The 20,175-nt window shown below is 76.0% G+C and carries 20 protein-coding genes; 7 read left to right on the top strand and 13 right to left on the bottom strand.

Translation table 11 applies throughout. The features are described 5' to 3' along the window. The first annotated feature begins 1 nt into the window (after nt 1). Complete coding sequence (locus tag ACRYR8_RS04610; RefSeq protein WP_432482925.1) at nt 2–538, top strand: P-loop nucleotide/nucleoside kinase family protein; 537 nt, start codon at nt 2–4, stop codon at nt 536–538. A gap of 113 nt (nt 539–651) precedes the next feature. Here ACRYR8_RS04610 and ACRYR8_RS04605 read toward each other — a convergent pair whose 3' ends face one another. Continuing rightward, nucleotides 652–1,188 (bottom strand): GNAT family N-acetyltransferase, encoded by a 537-nt coding sequence (locus ACRYR8_RS04605; protein WP_432482903.1) that lies wholly within the window; start codon nt 1,186–1,188, stop codon nt 652–654. 185 nt (nt 1,189–1,373) lie between these two features. On the opposite strand from ACRYR8_RS04605, the gene ACRYR8_RS04600 reads away from it, so the two are divergent. The 3 genes from ACRYR8_RS04600 (at nt 1,374) to ACRYR8_RS04590 (ending at nt 2,577) form a co-directional block, all read left to right on the top strand. Then, nucleotides 1,374–1,649: a hypothetical protein gene (locus tag ACRYR8_RS04600; RefSeq protein WP_432482902.1), complete on the top strand. Its 276-nt coding sequence runs from the start codon at nt 1,374–1,376 to the stop codon at nt 1,647–1,649. Nucleotides 1,650–1,665: 16 nt separating this feature from the next. Beyond that, nucleotides 1,666–1,890, top strand: a complete 225-nt coding sequence (locus ACRYR8_RS04595) for a hypothetical protein (protein ID WP_432482901.1) — start codon at nt 1,666–1,668, stop codon at nt 1,888–1,890. A 285-nt stretch (nt 1,891–2,175) separates the two neighbouring features. Continuing rightward, entirely contained in the window at nt 2,176–2,577 is a 402-nt protein-coding gene (locus ACRYR8_RS04590) for a hypothetical protein (protein WP_432482900.1), read from the top strand. Here the strand turns inward: ACRYR8_RS04590 and ACRYR8_RS04585 are convergent. The 3 genes from ACRYR8_RS04585 to ACRYR8_RS04575 all read right to left on the bottom strand — a co-directional run bounded on the left by ACRYR8_RS04585 (nt 2,574) and on the right by ACRYR8_RS04575 (nt 4,150). Further along, nucleotides 2,574–2,978 carry a hypothetical protein gene (locus ACRYR8_RS04585; RefSeq protein WP_432482899.1) on the bottom strand — a complete coding sequence of 135 codons (405 nt, stop codon included), beginning with the start codon at nt 2,976–2,978 and terminating at the stop codon, nt 2,574–2,576. The genes ACRYR8_RS04590 and ACRYR8_RS04585 overlap by 4 nt on opposite strands. Next, nucleotides 2,975–3,472 carry a GNAT family N-acetyltransferase gene (locus ACRYR8_RS04580; RefSeq protein WP_432482898.1) on the bottom strand — a complete coding sequence of 166 codons (498 nt, stop codon included), beginning with the start codon at nt 3,470–3,472 and terminating at the stop codon, nt 2,975–2,977. Before ACRYR8_RS04580 ends, ACRYR8_RS04585 begins: the two co-directional genes overlap by 4 nt. Nucleotides 3,473–3,571: 99 nt before the next feature. Then, on the bottom strand, nt 3,572–4,150 hold the full coding sequence (locus ACRYR8_RS04575; protein ID WP_432482897.1) for a hypothetical protein: 579 nt from the start codon (nt 4,148–4,150) through the stop codon (nt 3,572–3,574). 90 nt (nt 4,151–4,240) lie between these two features. Between ACRYR8_RS04575 and ACRYR8_RS04570 the strand changes: the two genes are divergently transcribed. Further along, nucleotides 4,241–4,783, top strand: coding sequence for an SRPBCC family protein (locus ACRYR8_RS04570; protein ID WP_432482896.1), 543 nt, complete (start codon nt 4,241–4,243; stop codon nt 4,781–4,783). 65 nt (nt 4,784–4,848) lie between these two features. Here the strand turns inward: ACRYR8_RS04570 and ACRYR8_RS04565 are convergent, their stop codons facing one another. Further along, on the bottom strand, nt 4,849–6,543 hold the full coding sequence (locus tag ACRYR8_RS04565; RefSeq protein WP_432482895.1) for an alpha-keto acid decarboxylase family protein: 1,695 nt from the start codon (nt 6,541–6,543) through the stop codon (nt 4,849–4,851). Between the two features lie 103 nt (nt 6,544–6,646). Between ACRYR8_RS04565 and ACRYR8_RS04560 the strand changes: the two genes are divergently transcribed. Both ACRYR8_RS04560 and ACRYR8_RS04555 read left to right on the top strand, forming a co-directional pair. Further along, on the top strand, nt 6,647–7,105 hold the full coding sequence (locus ACRYR8_RS04560; protein WP_432482894.1) for an Lrp/AsnC family transcriptional regulator: 459 nt from the start codon (nt 6,647–6,649) through the stop codon (nt 7,103–7,105). A 136-nt stretch (nt 7,106–7,241) separates the two neighbouring features. Further along, nucleotides 7,242–9,284 (top strand): alkaline phosphatase, encoded by a 2,043-nt coding sequence (locus ACRYR8_RS04555; protein WP_432482893.1) that lies wholly within the window; start codon nt 7,242–7,244, stop codon nt 9,282–9,284. Between the two features lie 67 nt (nt 9,285–9,351). Here the strand turns inward: ACRYR8_RS04555 and ACRYR8_RS04550 are convergent, their stop codons facing one another. From ACRYR8_RS04550 to ACRYR8_RS04515, 8 genes are all read right to left on the bottom strand, one after another. Continuing rightward, nucleotides 9,352–10,200, bottom strand: a complete 849-nt coding sequence (locus tag ACRYR8_RS04550) for an aldo/keto reductase (protein ID WP_432482892.1) — start codon at nt 10,198–10,200, stop codon at nt 9,352–9,354. Nucleotides 10,201–10,268: 68 nt separating this feature from the next. After that, the gene (locus ACRYR8_RS04545; protein WP_432482891.1) at nt 10,269–10,967 is read right to left on the bottom strand and encodes a GGDEF domain-containing protein; all 699 of its coding nucleotides are present in this window, start codon (nt 10,965–10,967) and stop codon (nt 10,269–10,271) included. Nucleotides 10,968–10,973: 6 nt separating this feature from the next. After that, the gene (locus ACRYR8_RS04540; RefSeq protein WP_432482890.1) at nt 10,974–12,269 is read right to left on the bottom strand and encodes a GAF domain-containing protein; all 1,296 of its coding nucleotides are present in this window, start codon (nt 12,267–12,269) and stop codon (nt 10,974–10,976) included. 67 nt (nt 12,270–12,336) lie between these two features. After that, nucleotides 12,337–14,952, bottom strand: a complete 2,616-nt coding sequence (locus tag ACRYR8_RS04535) for a DEAD/DEAH box helicase (RefSeq protein WP_432482889.1) — start codon at nt 14,950–14,952, stop codon at nt 12,337–12,339. Nucleotides 14,953–15,055: 103 nt separating this feature from the next. After that, nucleotides 15,056–15,484: a response regulator transcription factor gene (locus ACRYR8_RS04530; protein ID WP_432482888.1), complete on the bottom strand. Its 429-nt coding sequence runs from the start codon at nt 15,482–15,484 to the stop codon at nt 15,056–15,058. Between the two features lie 117 nt (nt 15,485–15,601). Next, nucleotides 15,602–17,152, bottom strand: a complete 1,551-nt coding sequence (locus tag ACRYR8_RS04525) for an MptA/MptB family glycosyltransferase (protein WP_432482887.1) — start codon at nt 17,150–17,152, stop codon at nt 15,602–15,604. After that, nucleotides 17,145–17,927 (bottom strand): glycosyltransferase, encoded by a 783-nt coding sequence (locus ACRYR8_RS04520; protein WP_432482886.1) that lies wholly within the window; start codon nt 17,925–17,927, stop codon nt 17,145–17,147. Before ACRYR8_RS04520 ends, ACRYR8_RS04525 begins: the two co-directional genes overlap by 8 nt. A 10-nt stretch (nt 17,928–17,937) precedes the next feature. Beyond that, entirely contained in the window at nt 17,938–20,169 is a 2,232-nt protein-coding gene (locus tag ACRYR8_RS04515; protein WP_432482885.1) for a SpoIIE family protein phosphatase, read from the bottom strand. Nucleotides 20,170–20,175 lie beyond the last annotated feature (6 nt).

The raw sequence follows: 20,175 nt of genomic DNA, 5'->3' as shown, positions 1-20,175 counted from the left end.
CATGGTCGGGCTACCCGGTGTCGGCAAGACCACCCGAGCGCGACAGCTCGAACGACAGCGAGGTGCCCTGCGCCTGACACCGGACGAGTGGATGATCCCCCTCTTCGGTGACTCCGATGCCGACGGTAAACGCGACGTGCTGGAGGGCAGACTCCTGTGGACGGCGCTGCGGGCAGCCGAGCGGGGCCTGAACGTCGTCGTCGACTTCGGGCTGTGGGGACGCGATGAACGCTCGGCCCTGCGGTGGCTCTTCGCCGCAGTCGGCAGTGACTGCCGCATCGAGTACCTGAACACTGATCACGACACCCAACTCGCGCGGATCCGGCAGCGTTTGGCCGAGACCCCCGAACAGACCTACGCCATGAGCACTGAGGAAGTGCTGCGCTGGCGCCAGCAGTTTCAAGAGCCGGCTGAGGAGGAGCTGCGCGGCGGCCCACCCCCGCCGGTTCCGGAGGGCTACACCACGTGGTCGCAGTGGGCCGCTGTTCGTTGGCCTTCGCTGCCCGACACCTACGGCGGCTCCAGCACCCGGCCCTGACCGCTGGGGCCTCCTCACCCTGCCGCGGCCGCTGCGCGGTCATCCTGCGCAGCGCGTGCGCCTGGTCATCCCGCGCTGCGGGTGACGTACCCCTTGAACATGCAACCGGTCCGTCAGAGGGAACGTGTGATGAACACCGTGTCGCCGTACACCTCATCGCGCTCGATCTGGTCCGTCTCCATGAACCCGACCGGCGCCAGGACCCGGCGCGAGGCGGTGTTCCACTCCCGCACGGTGGCCCGCACGCGCTGATACCCAGACCTTGTGGCCCACTCCAGGACCGCTGACGCGGCTTCCGTGGCGAAGCTCTGGTGCCACGCGTGGCGCAGCAGCTCGAACGCGACCTCCGGCTCCCCCGCGGGCAGGCGTTCACTGGCGAGCAGCCCGCAGTGCCCGACGACACCACCCTCGAGCTTGCGCTCCACAGCGAGCCACCCCAGCGTCACCGGTCGCTGCGCCTGGACCCACCGCTCGAGGTCCTTGACCGTCGGACGGCCGTCCGCGTCCAGGCGCCGGTGCGGCGGGACCCGTGGGTCGCGCTCCTGCCACGGTTGCCGGATGACCAGGGCCTCGCCCACCCACCAGGTCGGCAGCTGCGGGCGGCTCGTCGTCAGGACCACCTCATCATCACCCACCACTTCGTGCGCCATGGCAGTGACGCTGTCATGCAGGACGGCAGACGAGCGATCACGACTGGCGACTGCGCGGTCATGACGCGCCGAGGGCGCGGTCGGACCGACCAGCGAGCGCCAGGCTCGGCGAACCCGATCCGGGAGGAAACGTGCTGAGCGAGCCTCACGATCCCGACGTGCAGCGCCAACGAGGCCCTGATCCGATGCCCTTCACCAGCGGCAAGCAGTTCGCGCCCTTCCAGCGCGAGCACGACCCGCAGGCAGGACCGCGATGCACCTGGATGATCCTCGCCAGCCCCCTGGGGCCGCTGCTGGTCATCGCCGTCCCGTGGTGGGCGTGGACCCGCTGGCTCGCGCCGGCGGCGCACGCCGGAACAGGTGCGCCCAGCCGCGTCCGCATCGGTGGACCACCGCACGGTGGAGGAGGCCCTCGCCTCGCTGCTGCGCCGCGCACCTGCTTGTGGAAGGACACGACCTGAGCGAACGTGAAGCAGCATGCAGCAGCCGACAGTGCGCGAAGCCGGCAGGGACATGGCCAAGGGGCTGGCTTTCTCCCTCGTCCTGGTGCTGATCGCCGAGGCGGTGCACCGGGTCTTCCACTGGGACCGCTTGTGGGCGCTCATCGCGGTCTTCACTGCCGGCCACCTGCTGCGAGCAGTGATCGGGTACCGACGCGACGAGCCCACGAGGCGCCGTACCGGTGACCCCCGGGCCGAGTAGGCCGGGGCCTCGGGGCGCACGTTCGACCTGCGGCTCCCCGAAGTGGTGTGCACGCCTGGCACCACCGCCGCCCGGCAGCGTCGGCGGGTATCGATGTGCAGCGCCTGCAGGGCACCCTCGAGCAGTCAGGGCGCGCCCCCCCTCGTGTCGACCGGACACACGGGGAGGCGCGTGCGTGGACCGGGACCGGGCGATTGCTGGATCTGCACGCACGTGCCCCGCCATGCTGTGCGCATGACCTCGACGCTGCCGGGCAGCACCGCTCACCCGAGGCAGGTGCCGTGGGTGCCTGCCCCCGCCCTGGCGGCCGCCAGTTCGGTCGTGGGGCTCCTCGTGGTCGCGGCCTACGCGGGGGGTGTCCTGCTCCCCTACGTCATCCACGACCTGCACCACCTCTCCCACGCGGACCTGACCAGCGGAGCCCACGACCCGAAGTGGCTGTGGCCCGCCGGCGACAGCGCTCTCGGCGCGCTGGTGCACCTCGCCGGCGTCTGCGCGGCGGTGCTCGGGTGGCTGGTCACCGCACCTGCGGCGGTGGTCAGCGCCTTCGCCCTGCGCTCGGCCGCGACCCGGCGCTCGACGCGAGGCGTCCTGCTGCACCTCGTGGTCCTCGCGCTGCTGGTGTCCGCGACGGTGCTGAGGTTCACCCCCCTCGGTGTCGCGCTGGTGACCTGGAGCCTGGACTAGGTGCACCGCCCGGGGACGTCACCCGGCAGGCGCAGCGCACCTGACGACCGCACGACGCCGACGCCCCCGGGCGAGGTGCTGCCCTCCCCGGCCCCGCCCGCCGCGGCCGCCAGGTCGTCCGCCACGCCCACCCGCTCCTCACCTGCCGCGGCATCGGCGAGGTCGGAGCCTCCGGGCACGAGCAGTCCCGTGGCCGAGACACCCGGGGCACCGGTGCCGGCCACCACACCCGTCTCGGTGGACACCCCGGCGCCGGCGCAGGACGTCCCGGCGACCTGGGTGCCGGCCAGGAACTGCACCGGGCGGATGTCCTCGCCGTCCAGCCCCACCCGGTACCCGGCCGCCTCCGTGGCGCCCAGGTACCGCGTCGAGCCCGGCTCCACCGCCGGCCTCGGGATCACCGGTGCAGCGGCAGGTGCAGGGCGACTCGCCGCCCGAGCAGGCACAGCCCCGCCTGCTCCTCGGCGCGCAGGTGCTGCGCGAGCCCGGGGCCGGGCCGCTGCACGTCCGTGAACCCGTGCCGGCGGTACCAGGGACCGTTCCACGGCACCGCCTCGAACGTCGTCAACGTCATCGCGGGGAAGCCGGCGGTTCGCGCCCACGCGATCGCCGCGGCCAGCAGCGCCCCGCCCAGCCCCCGGCGGGCGTGGTCGGGGTGCACCGACAGCTGCTCCAGGTGGGCCTGCCCGTCGAGCACCTCGACACGGGCGAAACCCACGGGTGGGCGGCCGGCCACCAGGACGCACGCGGCAGCGCCGAGCTCGGCGACGCTGGACGCCTGTGCCGGCAGGTGGACACCCACCCGCGCGAAGACCCGGTCCGCGGCCAGCTCCACCTCGGGCAGCAGCTGCAGGTCACCGGGTTCGGCCCGCCGGACGTCCACGGTGCTGCTCACGAGGCTGGAGCATGCCGCAGCGCCGCCACGCCGAGCACACCCTCGTCCTGCCGGGAGCGGGGGCCGCTGAGCCCGGTGGAGGTCCGCGCCGGGGCGCCCTCAGGCCCGCGCGGCGGCTTCCTGCTCCAGCGCCGCCAGGTCCACCAGGAGGCTCGCCGCGCCGTGCAGCCGGTCGCTGAGGGCGTCCATCCCCGGCGACAGCACGGTGAGCTCACCGCGCTCGGCGAGGTCGGCGAAGATGCCGTCGTTGCTGACGACGAGGAACTCCGCGGGGTCGGGGACCTCGGCGGCGGCCTCCAGCAGCACGTGGTCCGCCACGTCCGGGCCCGCCGCCACCGGCCGTGCCCGCCGCGCGAACTCCGCCAGCCAGGGCCGGGAGCGGGCCACCGCGCCCGCCTGCCCCGCGAGGGTGACGTGGTCGGCCTGCCGGGCCAGCTCCACCACCACCCCCAGGCGCGCGCGCAGGCGCCCCTTGACGGCCCGCAGGTTGTCCAGGTCCACCAGCAGCACGCGCGCCGAGCCGTCGTTGCCCGACCACACCGGGTAGTCGCGCACGAGGGTGCGCAGCGCGTCGCCGAACGGGTCGGGGCCCGCGTCCACCTCCTCCGGCGAGGACAGGTCGTCGAGGCTGAACCACTCGTAGTCGTCCCGCCAGCTCGGTCCACCGCCCAGTCCCACGCCGTGATCCTCCCAGGTCAGGCACCCGGGAGCGCGCCACCGGGCCGGGGCACGCCCGCCGGTGCCCGCCGGCCGGGGCAGGATGGGGTGGTGAGCGACGACCCGGAACTCCTCGGCGGCGCCGTCCTGCACGGTGGTGAGCGCGCCACGCTGACCCTGCAGCGCGAGTACCCGCACCCGGTGGCGGCGCTGTGGACGGCGCTCACCGTCCCGGAGGTCACCCGCCGCTGGTGGGCGGCGCTGCGGGCGGACCTGCGCCCCGGCGGGGAGTTCTCCCTGATGTGGCTGAACGGCGACCCGGCCGAGCTGGAGTGGTGGCCCGGCCGGGTGACGGAGCTGGACCCGCCGCGGCTGCTGGAGCACACCAGCTCCGAGCACGGCCTGCTGCGCTGGGAACTGGAGCCGCTCGACGCCGGCGCGCTGCGCGCCCGCACCCGGCTGCGGCTGACGAACCGGCTCGAGGGCGAGGACGCCTGGGTGCCGATGTCGCTGGCCGCCTGGCACCTGCACCTGGAGGCGCTGGAGCGCGCGCTGAGCGGTGGAGCGGTCGACTGGCTGGACTGGGGCGTCACCTCCAGCGCCCGCCTCCAGCGGCTGCGCAGCGCCTACGCCGCGCACCTGCCCACCCCCTGACCCGTCCCTCACGGTGATCGGGGACGTCGCGGCGTCCCCGATCACCGCGAGGGGCGGGAGGGGGGTCAGCGGATGCTGCGGGCGAGGCGGACGAGGGACTCGGGGGCGTCGTCACGGGGCAGGACGACCTGCACCAGCGCCGGGCGGCCGGCGTCGGCGCGGACCGCGGCCAGCACCTCCACCAGCTCGGCGGGCGTGCCGGCCCGGTGCGTGGGTGTGGCGGGGGCACCCAGGGCGGCGGGCAGGCGGGTCCAGTCCCAGGCGACGACCTCCTGGTAGTCCGCGTCCGGGCTGCGGATGGCCCGCTCCACGGTGTAGCCGCCGTTGTCCAGCAGCAGGATCGTCGGCGCCAGGCCCTGCTCCAGCAGGCGCCCCAGCTCCTGCACCGTCAGCTGGGCGGAACCGTCACCGATGACCAGGACCGTCTCGCGGCCCGGCGCGGCGAGCATCGCGCCCAGCGTGGCGGGCAGCGTGTAGCCGATGGAGGACCACACCGGCTGCCCCAGCAGGTCGCAGCCGTCCGGCAGGGTCAGCTCCACCGCGCCGTAGAACGACGTGCCCGCTTCGGCGACGAGCAGGGTGCCCGGCTCCAGCCAGTCCTGGAGCAGCGGCCACAGGTCGGCGTGGGTGAGCGGTGCGTCGGGGGCGGCGGGGACGTGGGCGGCGGGGGCCTCGACGTCGCGGCGGGGCAGCGGCTCGGGCCGGGGGGTGCGCGAGCGCAGCACCTCCTCCAGCAGCCGCAGCGACTCGTCGAGGTGCACGCCGTGGAACACGTCGCCGGCGATGCGGGCGTGGTCCAGCTGCAGGTCCACGGCCGCGTCGGGGTCGAAGCCGTGGGTGAAGGAACCGGTGAGGAAGTCCGTCATGACGGCCCCCGCCAGCACCAGCGGCGAGGCGGCGTCGACGCAGCGACGGGTCCGCTCCGAGCGGCTGAACGCCCCCGCGTACACGCCGAGGTTCGCCGGGTGCGACTCGTCCAGCAGCGCCTTGGACGCCGACTGCGTCGCCACCCGCACGCCGTTCTGCGCGGCGATCGCCCGCATCCGCTCCTCCAGGTGCCGGCGGTGCAGGCGCGGTCCGGCCAGGACGGTGACCTCGCCGGCGCCGCCGAGGAAGCCCGTCAGCGCCCGGGCGAACTCCGCGGCCGACTGCGCGTCGCCGCGCAGCAGCCGCAGCGGGCGCGCCAGCGGCGCGGCGGAGACCCGGGCCACGGCCACGTCGGCGGGGACGCCCAGGTAGACCGGCTTGGAGGTGCTCACCGCGGTGAGCAGCGCCTGGTCGATCGCGGCGGCCGCGCCGTGCGGGCGCAGCACGACCGCCGAGGCCGTCACCTCCGCGGCCACGCGCGTGAAGTGCCCGAAGTCGCCGTCGGCGAGGGAGTGGTGCAGCAGGGTGCCGTCGGCCATCGCGCGGGTGGCGGGCATCCCCACGACGTGCACGACGGGCACGTCCTCGGCGAAGCTGCCGGCGAGGGCGTTGACGGCGGACAGCTCCCCCACGCCGAACGTCGTGACGAACGCGGCGGGGCCGCGGCGCAGCCGGGCGTACCCGTCGGCGCAGTACCCGGCGTTCAGCTCGTTCGACGAGCCCACCCAGCGCTGCTCGCCCGCACCGAGGAGCTCGTCCAGCAGGGCGAGGTTGAAGTCGCCGGGCAGGCCGAACAGGTGTCGCACGCCCAGCTGCGCCAGGCGGTGGGCCAGGTAGGCGCCCGCGCTCACCGTCGGGGTGGTCGGCGGGGCGGTGGCGGCATCGGCGGTCATGCCCTCGATGACAGCTCTCGGCGGGCGATGTGCGCAACACCCGAGCGCGGAACTGGTCGATCCGACCAGTGTGAACCCCTGGAGCGGACGTAGGGTGGTCGCTGTGACCACTCTGGACACCACCGACCGGCGGGTGCTGGCGGCCCTGGACGACGACCCGCGCGCGACGGTGGCCCAGCTGGCGATGGACCTCGGCCTGGCGCGCGGCACGGTGCAGGCACGCCTGCACCGGCTGGCGTCCGGCAGCGCTCTGCGCCCGCACTCCACCAGGGTGACGACCGAGGCGCTGGGGCTGCCGATGCGGGCCCTGGTGACCGCGGACGTCGAGCAGGACGAGTTCGACGACCTGGTGGCCGACGTCAGCCGCATCCCCGAGGTCGTCGAGTGCGTGGGGATCTCCGGCGACTCCGACCTGCTCATCCAGATCGCGGCGCGCGACGCAGACCACGTCTACGACATCACCCAGAGGATCACGCGCTGCCGGGGCATCCGGCGGACGTCCACGTCGATCGTGCTGCGTGAACTGCTGGCCTACCGGACGGCGCACCTGTTGCCTCGCTGAACCTCTTCGCGTCGGCGCCCGTTGGCCGGCAGTGCACCCGGAGTTGGACCGGGGTTCCTCGTCCACTGGGAGGTTGTGCCCGCACCCACGGGCCCGTCCGCGGCCGGCGCCACGGACCACGCGAGAGGTCGACCCCTTGTCTGAGAACGTTTCTCACCACGACGGAGAGCAGCACGACGGCCGGCGCGCCGGGTTCTTCACCCGCCGCGGCCTGCTGGGCACGGGCGCCGGCGGCCTGGCCACCGCCATCGTATTCGGCCACGGCCTGCGCAGCGCGGGAACCGCCGCAGCCGCCCCCCTCGACGCGGCCGCCCTGAACCCCAAGGACCCGCACGCCTTCACCGGCGTCGTCCGCCGCGCCGCCCTGCGCACGGCCACCACCACGGGCAGCGCGGTGCGCATCCTCCCCCTCGACCGGGCGAAGTTCCAGGCCGGCGCGACGTTCGACCTGCGCATCGAGGCCACCGGCGTCGACCCCGAGTCCACGCGCATCGTCATCCGGGTCGCCGGCGAGGACGGCCCCACCCCCCTGCTGAGCCCGGCCCCCCTGCGCACCAGCTCCGCCGAGGACTCCGTCGAGGTGACATACGAGGGCCTCAGCTACCCCGAGGCCGGCACCTTCACCATCGCCGCCGAGGTCACCTCGTCGGCCGGCACGACGAGCGCCGAGGTGCGCCACGAGGTCGTGGTGGCGCAGGCCGGCGACCGGAAGGCCAAGAACGTCATCTTCTTCCTCGGCGACGGAATGGGCGCCGCAGCCATCACGGGCGCGCGGATCCTGTCCAAGGGCATCACCGAGGGCAAGTACCACGGCCTGCTGGAGATGGACCGCATGGAGGTGCGCGGGAACGTGACCACCTCCGGGTGCGACTCGATCGCCACCGACTCGGCGAACTCCATGTCCGCCTACATGACCGGCCACAAGTCGGCCGTCAACGCCATGGGCGTCTACCCCGGGAACGACCCCGACCCGGCGCGCAGCCCGAAGGTCGAGACGATGGCCGAGGTGCTCAAGCGCTCCAACGGCATGTCCATCGGCATCGTCACCACCGCCGAGGTCCAGGACGCCACACCCGCGGCGGTCTTCGCCCACACCCGCCGCCGCTCGGAGTACGCGAGCATCATGGACCAGGCGCTGCAGCCCGCGCAGATGCCCGACGTCCTCCTGGGTGGCGGGCGCGCCTCGCTGCTGCCGCAGTCGGTCGAGGGATCGCGGCGCACCGACGACCGCGACCTCGTCGAGGAGTTCAAGGACAAGGGGTTCGCGTACGCGGGGACCCGCGCCGAGCTGCGGGACGTCATGGCGGCCGGGACGCCCGACAAGCTGCTGGGAACCTTCACCCTGGGGAACCTCAACGTCTACATCGACCGCGAGATCAGCCCCGACCCCGAGGTGCTCGGCGAGTTCACCGACCAGCCCGGGCTGGTGGAGATGACCGAGGCCGCGCTGAAGGTTCTCGAGCAGAACGACAACGGCTTCTTCCTCATGGTGGAGGGCGCCTCGATCGACAAGTCAGAGCACCCGCTGGACGGCCCGCGCGCCGTGTACGACACCATCGAGCTGGACCAGGCGGTCGGTGCCGCCAAGAGGTGGGCGGAGGGGCGCGACGACACCCTCATCGTCGTCACCGCCGACCACAACCACGCCATGAGCATCGCCGGCACGCACAGCCTGTCCGAGGACGCCGCCGACGACGGTCCCGCCCGCCAGGCCAACGGCGTGTACGCCGACGCCGGGTTCCCCACCTACGTCGACGCCGACGGCGACGGGTTCCCCGAGAACCCGAACCCGGACGTGCAGCTGTTCTTCGGCTGGTCGAACCACCCCGACCACCCGGACGACTTCGCCCACAACCCCGTCCTGGTCCAGCCGGCGCTGGAGGACCCGGCGACCGAGCTGGCCGTGCCGAACCCGGAGCGCGACCCGGGGTCGGTGGTCCAGGTGGGCAACCTGCCGCTCGACCAGACGAACTGCGTGCACACCGTCGAGGACGTGTACGTCATGGCCTCCGGGCCCGGCGCGGCCCGCTTCGGCGCGGTGCTGGACAACACCGAGGTCTTCCACGCGATCTGCGACGGCCTGGGCCTGCGCATCCCCACCTACCGCCTGCGCAGCTCCGGCGTGGCGCAGATGGACGTCGGGGCCGGGGCGGCCGAGCAGGCCGCCCCGGTCGGCTGACCCACCTCCCCCGGGGCGGCGGACGCGCCGTCCCGGGGGACGGGCCACCGGCCCGTCCCCCGGTCGCTCAGGCGGGGGCGCCCATGTTCATCCGGTCCGGGTGCGCGCCGACCCGGCCGTCGGCGCGGTCCAGGCCGGCGATCTGCGCGACGTCGGCGTCGGAGAGCTCGAAGTCGAAGACGTCGATGTTCTCGCGGATGCGGTGCGGCGTCACCGACTTCGGGATCACGATGTTGCCCAGCTGCACGTGCCAGCGCAGCACCACCTGGGCGGGCGTCTTGCCGCGGGCCTGCGCGATCGCGGCGATGGTCGGGTCGTCGACGACGCCCTTGCCGGAGGACAGCGGGCTGTACGCCTCGGTGACGATCCCGTGCCGCGCGTCGGCGGCCCGCAGCTCGGCCTGCTGGAAGAACGGGTGCAGCTCCACCTGGTTGACGGCCGGGACGACGCTCGTCTCCCCCGTCAGCCGCTCCAGGTGGTGCGGCTCGAAGTTGGACACGCCGATCGCGCGAGCACGTCCGTCGGCGTAGATCTTCTCGAACGCCTTGTAGGTGTCGACGTAGGCGTCGGCCTGCGGCACCGGCCAGTGGATGAGGTACAGGTCGACCGTCTCCAGGCCGAGCCGCTCCAGGCTCGCGTCGAAGGCGCGCAGCGTCGAGTCGTAGCCCTGCTCGGCGTTCCACAGCTTGGTCGTGATGAACAGCTCGTCGCGGGCGATGCCGGAGTTCGCGACGGCGCGACCCACGCCCGTCTCGTTGCCGTAGATCGCGGCGGTGTCGATGTGGCGGTAGCCGGCCTCCAGCGCGGTCTCGACCGCAGGGACGACCTCGTCGTCGCCGACCTGCCACACGCCGAAACCGAGCTGCGGGACGGTCACACCGTTGTTGAGGGTGAGCTGAGGGACGTCAGGTGCCATGACGGCCAGCCTAGGGGGGCGTCCCCGGCTCCGCCCGGCAGCGTCCCGGCCGTCCGGCCGGACGCGGGTCAGGCCGCCACGGTGGCGTCGCGGCCCGCGAGCTTGCCGCGGTACATCGCGGCGTCGGCCGCGGCGAGCACCTGCGCCGGGGACCAGCCGGGCACCCACTGCGCCACCCCCACCGTGCAGCTCTGCCCGTGCGGGACGACGGCGCGGATCCGGTCGGCGACGGCGACCGCGCCGAGAGCGTCGCAGCCGGGCAGGGCCAGCACGAACTCCTCCCCGCCCCAGCGGGCCAGCGTGTCCACCTCCCGCAGCTGCGCCGCGGCCGCGGCCGCGAAGTCGCGCAGCAGCTCGTCGCCGGCCAGGTGGCCGAGGGTGTCGTTGTAGCGCTTGAACAGGTCCAGGTCCAGCAGGGCGAACGTCAGCGGTGCACCGGTCCGGGCGGCGCGCGCCACCTCCGAGGCGGCCACCTCGTCCCAGCGGCGGCGGTTCGGCAGACCCGTCAGCGCGTCGTGCTCGGCGGCGCGCTCCAGCCTCGTCATCAGGTCGGCGCGCTCGACGGCGTGGGCGGCCTCCCCCGCCAGCGTCGCCAGCGTCGCCGCCACGCCCGGGGCGAGCGCGCGCACCGGCCGCCGCCAGACCACCGCGAGCACGCCGACGGGCTCGCAGCCGCGCAGCAGCACCGGCTGCCACACCGCCGAGACCGTCCCGCACGCCTCCACGACGGCGCGGCTGGCGCGCGGGTGCGCCGGCACGTCGGGCACGAACAGCTACTCGCGACCCAGGTGGGCGTCCAGCACCAGGCTGGTGTCGCGGCGCGGGTCCAGGCGCAGCTCCACCCCCTCCATGCCGGTGCTGGCGGTGCTGACCAGCACGCCCACCTCGTCCGGTTGCACGAGGTAGGCGGCGTCGGCGCCGGTCAGCTCGCGCGCGGCCTCGCAGATCGCCAGGCGCGGGTCGTCGGCCGTGGCGACCGCCGTGGAGGCCCGGGCGAGGACCTCCACCCGCTCGGCGTGCACGGCCAGCTGCTCGTGGGCGGCGGCCAGCTCGGCGTGGGCGGCGGTCAGCGCAGCCTCGCGCGCCTGGCGCGAGGTGATGTCGTGCATGGCCACGACCGCGCCCAGCACGGTGCCGTCCTCGCCGCGCATGGTGCGACCGGAGCAGCTGACCGTCACGGGCGGGCGGCCGGGGACGACGATGCTCATGCGGGCTTCCTCGACGCGTCCGTCGCGCAGCGCGCGGCTCAGCGGCAGCTCCTCGGCCCGCAGCGGACGGCTGCCGTCGGCGGTGCGCAGGCCGTAGGCGCCGGCGTGCCCGCCCAGGTCGAGGCGGCCGTCGACGTCGCGGCCGAGCACGGCGCGGGCCGTGTCGTTGAACATGAGCAGGCGCCCGTCGGGCCCGGAGACGACGATGCCGACGTCGGCGGTGGCCAGGACCGCCCGGGTCAGCTCCTCGCGCCGGGCGGCCTCGGCGAGCACCAGCTCGGCGAGGTCGCGCTGCTCCTCGGCCTCGGCGGCGAGGCGGGCGCTGCGGCGGGCCTCGCGGCGGCGCGCGAGCAGCGAGACGGCGACCGCGGCGAGGTCGCGCAGGTGCTGCAGCTGGGCACCGCCGAGCGGGCGGGGGGCCGGGTCGAACACGCACAGGGTGCCGAGGGCGTGCCCGTCGGCGGTGACGAGCGGAGCGGCGGCGTACAGGCGCACCGACGCGAGGCGGCCGTCCACGTGGGGCTTGTCCCGGTAGGCCGGGTGCAGGCGGGCGTCGGGCACGTGCACGGTCTCCCCGGAGCGGAAGGCGACCGCGCACATCGAGTCCTCGCGAGGCACGTCGCGCCGCGTCGCACCGGCGGTGACCAGCTGGTGCTGGCGGTCGGCGTCGACGAGGTTGACGGCGGCCGAGGAGGTCCCGGTGAGGGCGGCGGCGAGGCGCACCACGGCGTCGAGGTCCGCCAGGTCGTCGGGGTCGCCGCCGTCCCCGGCGAGCCCGTCGGCGGGCAGGTGCTCCCGCAGCGCGAGGAGCCGGGCGCGCTCGCCGTCCCCTTCGACGCGCCGCTCGCCGTTCCGCTCCACGTCCCGTGGCATCGGCGCGCGGCGCGCCGGGCTTGAGACCGGTCGGGGCCCGGTGGTGCGCGCCGGCTCACATGCGCAGCAGCCCCGCCACCTCCAGCACCGCAGCGCCCGCCTCGTCCGAGGCGTCCAGGTCCACCTCCGCCACGACCGCCCAGTCGCGGTCGCCGGCGGGGTCCTCCAGCACCTGGCGCACGTACCAGCGCCGCGGCGAGCCCTTCGCCTGCGGGCCGGAGCCGTCGTCGACCTGCAGCAGGTGCGGGCCCCGCGCGTCCGGGCCGGTGCCGATGGAGTCGTGCTCGGCGTAGTAGGCGTCGAGCTGGTCGGCCCAGGTGTCCTCGTCGGGGGAACCGTCGAGCCGCGCCAGCGCCTCGGGGCGGTCCAGCGCCGCCAGCTCCACGAACCGGAACACGGCGTTGCGCACCAGCACCCGGAACGCGCGGGCGTTCGCGGTGACCGGCGGCGCCTCGTCCTCCGCCGGCGCCACGGCGGCCACGACGTCCGCGTCGCCGCCGGCGCGCAGCTTCTCCCACTCGGCCAGCAGGCTGGAGTCGGTCTGGCGCACGACCTCCCCCAGCCACTCCACGACGTCGGTGACCTCCTCGGTGCGGGCGTCCTCCGGCACCGTCTGGCGCAGCGCCTTGTAGGCGTCGCTGAGGTAGCGCAGCACCAGGCCCTCGGAGCGGGCCAGCTGGTAGAACGCGACGAAGTCGCCGAACGTCATGGCCCGCTCGAACATGTCGCGCACCACGGACTTGGGCCGCACCTCGTAGTCGGCCACCCAGGGGTTGCCCGTCCGGTACGTCTCGTACGCCGAGCGCAGCTCCTCCTCCAGCGGCTTGGGCCAGGTGACGTCCTCCAGCTGGGCCATGCGCTCCTCGTACTCCAGCCCGTCGGCCTTCATGCGGGCCACGGCCTCGCCCTTGGCCTTGGACTGCTGCGCCAGCAGGACCTTCATCGGGTCGTCCAGCGTGCACTCGATGGCCGAGACCACGTCCAGGGCGTAGGTGGGCGACTCCCGGTCGAGGAGGTCGTCGATCACGGCGAGCGCGAACGGCGACAGCGGCTGGTTCAGGGCGAAGTCCAGCTGCAGGTCGCCCACCAGCCGGACCTGCCGGCCGTCCGCCAGCGGCTCGGGCAGCGTCTCCACGACGCCGGCGTCCAGCAACGCGCGGAACAGCTCCACCGCGCGGCGCACGTGCTGCAGCTGCCGCTTGCGCGGCTCGTGGTTGTCCAGCAGCAGGTGCCGCATCGCCTCCACCGGGTTCCCGGGGCGCTGCAGGACGTTCAGCAGCATCGAGGTGGTGACGCGGAAGTGGGAGGTCAGCTGCTCCGGCTCCGCCGCGACCAGCTTGTCCATCGTCGCCTGCGACCAGGACACGAAACCCTCGGGCGCCTTGACCCGCTGCACCTTCTTCAGCTTCTTCGGGTCGTCGCCGGCCTTCGCCACGCGGCGGGCGTTCTCCACCTCGTGCTCCGGCGCCTGCACCACGACGGTCCCGGCGGTGTCGAACCCGGCGCGCCCGGCCCGGCCGGCGATCTGGTGGAACTCGCGCGCCCGGTAGTGCCGGGTGCGGCGGCCGTCGAACTTCGTCAGGCCCGCGAACAGGACCGTGCGGATCGGGACGTTGATGCCGACGCCGAGGGTGTCGGTGCCGCAGATGACCTTCAGCAGCCCCGCCTGGGCCAGGGTCTCCACCAGGCGGCGGTACTTCGGCAGCATCCCGGCGTGGTGGACGCCCACGCCCATGCGCAGCAGCCGCGAGAGGACCTTGCCGAAACCGGCCGCGAAGCGGAAGCCGCCGATCGCCTCCGCGATGGCGTCGCGCTGCTCGCGGGTGGCGACCTTCGCGCTGGTGAGGGCCTGCGCCTGCTCCACGGCCGCGGCCTGGGTGGCGTGCACCACGTACACCGGCGCACGGTCGGTGACCAGCAGCTCCTCCACCGTCTCCTGCAGCGGCGTCGTGGCCCACGAGTAGTGCAGCGGCACGGGCCGCTCCACCGACGTGACGACGGCGGTGGGCCGGCCGGTGCGGCGGGTCAGGTCCTCGCGCAGCCAGTCGACGTCGCCGAGGGTGGCGGACATCAGCAGGAACTGCGCCTGCGGGAGCTCGATCAGCGGCACCTGCCACGCCCAGCCGCGGTCCGGCTCGGCGTAGAAGTGGAACTCGTCCATGACGACCTGGCCGACGTCGGCGAACGCGCCCGAGCGCAGCGCCACGTTCGCCAGCACCTCCGCGGTGCAGCACACGATCGGCGCGCCGGGGTTCACGGACGCGTCGCCGGTCATCATGCCGACGTTCTCGGCGCCGAACGTCTCCACCAGCGCGAAGAACTTCTCGCTGACCAGCGCCTTCAGCGGCGCGGTGTAGAAGGAGCGGATCCCGGCGGTCAGGGCGGCGGCGTGCGCACCGGCGGCCACCAGCGACTTGCCCGAGCCGGTGGGGGTGGCCAGCACCACGTTGGAGCCGGAGACCACCTCGATGAGGGCCTCCTGCTGCGCCGGGTACAGCTCGATGCCCCCGGAGGACACCCAGTCGGCGAACGCCTCGTAGACGGCGTCGGGGTCGGCGGCCGCCGTGCTGCCGGGAGCCGGCAGGCGGTCGGTGAGGGAGGAGCGGGCGGAGGTCTCCAGCAGGTCTTCGGACTCGCCGGCGAGCGCGGACGGGGCGGGGGTGGCAGCCATGGCGCTGCCCATGCTCCCACCCGCGCCCGGCACCCGCGCCCCACCGCTGCGCCCGCCCCGCGCCCCCGCCGGTCGCCTCAGCCGATCGCCTCAGCCGATCGCCTCAGCCGATCAGGCCCTGCCGGCGCGCGGCGTCCGCCGCGTCCGCGGACGTCCGCACCCCGTACTTGCGCCGCACCGACGTCAGGTGCTGGGCGACCGTGTTCAGCGCCAGCCCCAGGCGGGCGGCGACCACGGCGCACGGGCTGCCCTCGCCGACCATCTGCAGCACCTCGCGCTCGCGGGCGGTCAGCACCACCGGCGCGCGCTCGGGTGCGCCCCCGCCCGACTCCAGGGCCGCCCACCGGCTCTCGGGGACCAGGACGAACCGCCGGCCGGCGCCGTCCTCGACCACCACGCGCCCCGCCCGTTCCGCCTGGGCGGTCAGCGTCTCGCTCAGGGGGCTGCCGGGGGCCAGCCGCACGGCGCCGTCCGCGCCCAGCGCCCCGCCGCCGCCCCGGTCGTCTCGAGCGGTCGTGCTCTCGTGCTCCACGGAGTCCTCGCTCCTCGGCCGCGCTGCGGTGCGGCCCCGCCTGCTCGAGGTCGCTCCCGGGGTGCGGCCGGTTCCCCTCGCCCGCGGCGCTCGGGACCACCTCGGACGCGGCCCATGCTAGGCGCCGGACCCGGCCACCGGCGCGGCTCCACGCCGCGCACGGACGCCGCGCGCGCCGGCCCCCAGCGCCAGCACGGCCAGCAGCGCCGCCCACGCCACCCACGGCCCCACCCCCCGCCGGTAGCCCAGGGTGAGCGCCTCCACGGCGGGGGACATGCCGTCCACCAGGCCGGGCACGTAGGCCAGCGCCAGCAGCGTCAGCCGCAGCACCAGCACCCGCTCCAGCCACCGGCCCGCCGCCCCCGGCACCGCACCGGCCAGCGCCAGCGGCCCCCACAGCAGCAGGTCGTACCAGGGCAGCTCGTACGGCGCGGCGAGCAGGTACCCCAGGGCCAGCAGGGCCGTCACCGCGGCCGCCCGGCGGCGCAACGGGTCGGGGTCCTGCGGGCCGGTGCCGGCCGCCCGGCGCACCAGCAGCGGCCACCACGCGGCGACCACCAGCGCCATGACCAGCAGCGTGCCCGGCGCCAGGACCGAGCGGCTCAGGCCCGCGTCCACCAGGGGGCGCCACACCGTGGCCAGCGACACGTACCGGCTGGCGCGCCCCGTCTGGTCGTAGGCGTGGGCGCCCGCCCACACGTGCGCCGGCACCAGCACCAGCAGCGCTCCCACCGCCCCGCGCAGCAGCCAGCCCACCCCTGCCGCGCCCGGCCCGCCCGCGCGCCGGGCGGCCCACCACGCCACCAGCAACCCCGCACCCACCGCGCCGTAGGGGAGCTTCGTGCCCACCGCCACCGACAGCACCAGCCCGGCCGCCAGGGGCCGTCGCGGTGCCAGCAGCAGCACGCCCACCGCCGCGGCACCCGCCAGGACGTCGGCGTGCGCACCGCCCAGCCCCACCGTCAGCAGCAGCGGGTTCGCCGTCCACAGCACGTGCGCGCGGGCGCGCAGCGCCTCCTGCCCGCGCAGCGCGGCGTGCAGCCCCGCGGCGGCGGCGGCCCACGCCGCCAGCAGCACCAGCTGCCAGCACCACACCGTCGCGCGCACCGACTCCCCACCGGCCAGGGACGTCAGCGCGTGCAGCGCCGTCGCCACCGGCCCGTACACCGACGTCGTGGAGCGCCACGGGTCCCGCACGGCCGAGGCGACCGGGTCGGCGCCGCCCGCGAACGCGTCCGGCGGCTCGGTGTACGGGTCCGCGCCCAGCGCGGCGATGCGGCCGTAGGCGGCGTAGCTGAGGTGGTCCGCCGAGCCCAGGGGCGGCACCAGCGCCGTCACCAGCGCGCCCGCGGCCGCCAGCAGCAGCAGGCCCCGCGGCCGCCACCCGCGCCCCGCCGCGGCCAGGCCGGTGAGCACCGCGACCCCCGCCGCGAGCACCGACACCGCCAGCAGGGCCGTGACCAGCGCCGAGGAGGGCCGCAGGCCCAGGTCCAGCGGCAGCGCACCCGGCCCCAGGGCGGGCACCGCCGCCGACGGCCCGGCCACCGCGACCGCCAGCCAGCACAGCAGCGCCACGGCGGTGGCGGCGGCCGGGGCCGCGGTCAGCGCGGGCGGCGGGGAGGGCCGCGGGACCGGCGGGGCGCCGGTGCCCCGGCGCGCCTCAGCCACCGGAGCGGCGGGCGGGGACCAGCGCGCCGGCCGCGCCCCGGCGCACCAGCGCCAGCGCCACGTCGCGGTACTGCGCGGCGCGGTGCAGCTGCGCGCGCAGGTCGGTGCCGGTGACGCGGTGGTGCAGCTCGCACGGCACCTCCGCCACCCGGTGACCGGCCCGCAGCAGGTCGATCGTCAGGGCCGTCTCCACGCCCCAGCCGCGCGCCAGCGGCTGCGCCGCCTCGAACGCCGGCCGGGTCAGGCACCGCATGCCCGACAGCGGCTGCTGCGGCGACCAGCCGGCGGCCGCGAGGGTGCCGCGCCGGGCCAGGCCCACGACCAGGCCGCGGCCGCCGCCGGCGGTGGCCTGCTGCGGCAGGACCGCGATCGTCATGTCCGCCTCCCCCGCCAGCACCGGGCCGGTCAGCGGCGCCGTCGCCGCGGCGGTGGCACCCAGGTCGGCGTCGACGAACAGCAGCGGCCGCGGGCCCGTGCCCGGACGGGGGGAGGCGGCCTCGTGGGCGGCGACGGCGCGGGCACCGGTGGCCATCGCCGCCGCCTTGCCGCGGTTGCGCGCGTGCGCGACGACCACCGCCCCGGCGTCGCGGGCCTGCCGGGCGGTGCCGTCGGAGGAGCCGTCGTCCACGACGACGACGAGGTCGGTCACGGGCAGCGAGCGCAGCGCCGCGACCGTGGCGCCGATGCGGTCGGCCTCGTCCTTGGCCGGCACGACCACGGCGACGGTCGCGGACGGCATCGCGGACGGCATCGCGGACGGCTGCGGGGACGGCACGCTCGCGAGGTTAGAGCACGTCCCCGCGGGGGCGGCGGACCGCGAGGACCGTCACGTCGTCGTCCACCGGCTCGCCCCGGGTCAGGGCCTCCACCAGGCCCTCGACGACGGCGTGCACGGGCACGGCGCCCGTGCCCGAGGTGTGCGCCAGCACCGCCGCCATCCCCTCGTCCAGGGGACGGGCGCGGCTCTCCACCAGCCCGTCGGAGAACAGCACGAGGTCCTCGCCGGGCTCCAGCCGCGCCCGCAGCACGTCCTCGCGGTCCCCGGCGCCGGCCAGCAGCGCGCCGACGGGCGGGCCGGCCGGCACCGGGAGGTAGCGGACGCCGGCGTCGGTGCGCAGCAGCGGCGGGGGGTGCCCGGCGGAGGCGGCCAGCGCCTCCCCGTCCCGGGACAGCAGCACGTACGCCAGGGTCACCAGGTCCTCGCCGCCGGAGGCGGACGCGCACGCGTCCAGGCCGCGCAGCACGGCGGAGGGGTGGGGGTCCACCAGGGCCAGCGCGCGCACCTGGGCGCGCACCACGCCCATGACGGTGGCGGCCCGCACCCCGCACCCCATGACGTCGCCGAGGACGACGGCGACGCGCTCGGCGTCGACGACGACGACCTCGGCCCAGTCCCCGCCGACGTCCGCCCCGGCGCTGGTGGCGACCGCCCGGTGCGCCTGCAACCACGGCACCGGGGCCAGCGGGCCCGGCTTCAGGGCGTCCTGCAGGACGCGGGCGGTGCTGCGCTCGCGCTCCAGCAGGTCCACGCGGTCCAGGGCGCCGGCGACCTGGCCGGCGAGGGCGAGCAGGAAGGCGCGCTCCTCCTCGTCGAGCTCCCCCGCGGGGTCGTCCTCGGCGAAGCCGACGACGAGGCCGCCCAGGCGCCGGTGCGGGGTCGCCAGGGGCAGCACCGCCCACGCCGCGTCGCCCTCGGCGAGGGCCTGCAGGTACGTGGGGCGCACCCACGCCGGCAGGTCGGCCGCCCCGGCGGGCCCGGCGACGTACCAGCCCCCGGCGGCGGAGCAGGCGTCGACGTCGCGCAGCAGCTCGGCGGCGCGGCGGTCCCCGCGCACGAGGTGCTCGCGCCGGCCGTCGCGCCGCAGCCGGTGCACGGCCAGCGCCCCGCCCGGGCCGCGCTCCTCGTCGGCCAGGGTGAGGCTGGCGCGGGTGGTGCCCGGCAGGTCCAGGCAGGCGCGCAGCACGGCGTCGACCACCGCGGCGCGCGTGCCGGCGGTGGACAGCGCCACCGTGACCGCTTGCAGGGCGCCGGCGCGCCGGCGGGAGCGGACCCGCTCGTCGACGTCGTCCAGGGCGCCCACCCACTCCAGGACGGGGCTGTCGGGGTCGTCGGGGTCGACGCGCACCGGCTGGGCCGTCGCGGCGAGCCAGCGCCACCCGCCGGGGGTGCGCAGCCGCAGGCGGGCGGTGCCGGCGCGGCCCTCGCGGGCGGCGGCGGCGGCCTCCCCCAGCACGCCCGGCAGGTCGGCGGGGTGCACGTCGGCGGCCCAGGCGGCGCCGCGGACGTCGCCGTCCCGGCCGGTCAGCGCGCGCCAGCCGGGCAGGTCGCCGGTCAGGCCGCGGGCCGGGTCGGCGGTGAACACGTCGAGGCGGCCGGCCTCGGCGAGGGTGCGGTAGCGGTGCTCGGCGCGGCGGGCGTCGCGGGCCGCCTCGCGGGCGGCGTCGAACAGGCGGGCGCGCTCGACGGCGCTGGCGCACTGCCCGGCGAGGACGGCGGCCAGCAGGAGCTGCACCTCGTCGAGCGCGCCCTCGCGGGGCAGGCCGATGCGCAGCACCCCGGTCAGGCCGGTGTCGGTCTGCATGGGCAGCGCCACCCAGGAGCGCTCACCGGCGGCGACGAGGTTCTCGTTGACGGGGTCGGCGAAGCGGGCGGCGAGCTCGCCCGGCGAACGCAGCAGCACCGGCCGGCGGGTGCGGGCGGCCTCGGCGCTGGGCGTGGAGGCGTCCAGCGGCAGGCGGGGGGCGCGACCGGCGGCGGACGAGCGGGCGAGACCGTCACCGGCGGGCACCAGGGCGCCGCCGTCGAAGAGGAAGACGTCGCAGCTGGAGGCGCCCAGGACCTCCTGCACGGTGCCGAGCACGACGGCCACGGCCTCGCGCACGCTCAGGGCGGCGGCGAGGCGGGTGGTGGTCCGCTCGAGCAGGCGCAGGTCCGCCACGTCCAGGGCCGAGCGGAGCGGCCGCCCGGGCAGGTGCGCGGGCGGGTGGGCGGTGGGCACGGCGTGAGTGGAGTCCACGGGCAC

It is taken from the genome of Kineococcus esterisolvens (assembly GCF_050871405.1).
GTDB lineage: Bacteria > Actinomycetota > Actinomycetes > Actinomycetales > Kineococcaceae > Kineococcus.
Note: the sequence above shows the minus strand (reverse complement) of the source record. Positions and strands in the feature narration are given on the sequence as shown.

Excerpts from the sequence above, each read along its gene's own strand:
- ACRYR8_RS04535 (WP_432482889.1), bottom strand. The coding sequence starts at position 14,952 with ATGGCTGCCACCCCCGCCCCGTCCGCGCTCGCCGGCGAGTCCGAAGAC.
- ACRYR8_RS04600 (WP_432482902.1), top strand. The coding sequence starts at position 1,374 with ATGCCCTTCACCAGCGGCAAGCAGTTCGCGCCCTTCCAGCGCGAGCAC.
- ACRYR8_RS04565 (WP_432482895.1), bottom strand. The coding sequence starts at position 6,543 with ATGACCGCCGATGCCGCCACCGCCCCGCCGACCACCCCGACGGTGAGC.
- ACRYR8_RS04550 (WP_432482892.1), bottom strand. The coding sequence starts at position 10,200 with ATGGCACCTGACGTCCCTCAGCTCACCCTCAACAACGGTGTGACCGTC.
- ACRYR8_RS04610 (WP_432482925.1), top strand. The coding sequence starts at position 2 with ATGGTCGGGCTACCCGGTGTCGGCAAGACCACCCGAGCGCGACAGCTC.
- ACRYR8_RS04595 (WP_432482901.1), top strand. The coding sequence starts at position 1,666 with ATGCAGCAGCCGACAGTGCGCGAAGCCGGCAGGGACATGGCCAAGGGG.
- ACRYR8_RS04605 (WP_432482903.1), bottom strand. The coding sequence starts at position 1,188 with ATGGCGCACGAAGTGGTGGGTGATGATGAGGTGGTCCTGACGACGAGC.